The sequence below is a fragment of the uncultured Campylobacter sp. genome (genome assembly GCF_937949835.1).
Taxonomy (GTDB): domain Bacteria; phylum Campylobacterota; class Campylobacteria; order Campylobacterales; family Campylobacteraceae; genus Campylobacter_B.
The window spans coordinates 1-1,128 of record NZ_CALEDC010000054.1; the positions used below are offsets into that span (position 1 = coordinate 1).

The 1,128-nt window shown below is 36.3% G+C and carries 2 protein-coding genes; both read right to left on the minus strand.

The genetic code is table 11. The features are described from left to right. Positions 1 to 149 precede the first annotated feature (149 nt). Entirely contained in the window at positions 150 to 512 is a 363-nt protein-coding gene (locus tag Q0256_RS01225; protein ID WP_297959280.1) for a hypothetical protein, read from the minus strand. 71 nt (positions 513 to 583) lie between these two features. Continuing rightward, a complete protein-coding gene (locus Q0256_RS01230) occupies positions 584 to 1,099 on the minus strand; it encodes a hypothetical protein (RefSeq protein WP_297959282.1) in 516 nt (171 codons plus the stop codon). Positions 1,100 to 1,128: the final 29 nt, after the last annotated feature.

Genomic DNA, 1,128 nt, shown 5'->3' on the forward strand with positions numbered 1-1,128 from the left:
AAGCTCTTGCATTGCTTCTTTATTATAATTTGGATACTTATTCAAAATAGCGTTAATTTGGCATTCAAAACTATCACATTCTCCATAACAAAAGCTTGCGGTAATAGACAGCAAAATAATTACTAAAATTTTCATTTTTTATCCTTTTTTCACTTCATAGAATTTAATGCCGGTGCCAGAAACATTATAGCTACAACTATTATCGTGGCTATCGGCAAATGGAGATAATAAAATCTCGCGAAATCCGTTCGGTTAATTACCCTAAATGGAATTTTAAGCGAATACACTATTAAGTCCAGCGCATATAGCATAAGTAAAACGACGAGGGCAAATAATGCCTCCAATAAAAACAGAGCGTAAAATAACGTAGCACCAAATACTTTTGCTATAGTATTTTCAGGCATTCGAATGTTTTTAGCACGATAATAAAATTTTAGACAAACCGATATTATAGCCCCAACTAAAAAACCAACTAGAAGCTTTGCCCCCAATATTAATCCTAAATTCTCCATATCTCATTCTTTTGATTTAGGTAAAGCATTTAAAAAAAATCATTTGCTTTACCTAGTTAAATTTGGTAGCGCTACTTGTATTCCATAGGCTTCATTGCCCTTACTTTAGCCTGATCCTCATTACTTAGATCACTCAAAAGCTTTATGGTAATTACCCCCTCGCTGGCTTCAATCTGCTTTTCATCTTTAGCTAACTGTGGGGTCAAATTCCACATAGCACCTGTCGCAGGATCAACAATCAGATAGCCAAGAAGTCCGCCAAATATCAGATTACCCCCTGTATACCAACCATTTACGGTGCCTTTAATTTCAAAACCGATATCTTTATAACCAGGTTTGGTAACTTGCACCCAATATTTTCCACCGCTAAAAAACGCATGTTTTTTATGTAGCGCGATGCTAAAAGGAGTATGGTTTTGGACGATAGTTTTATTGGCATCTTTCAAGTCCAGTATAGTAACCTGTGCGCTCGTAGGATCGGATTTAAAGGTAAAGCTCTCGTCGCCTCCGCCTTTAATAATACTAGCGCAACCGCTAAATAGCACCATAATTCCACCCAAAAGGGCAACTAAAAATACGTTTTTCATAAAAACTCCTCATTTAGAAAATACGGCGA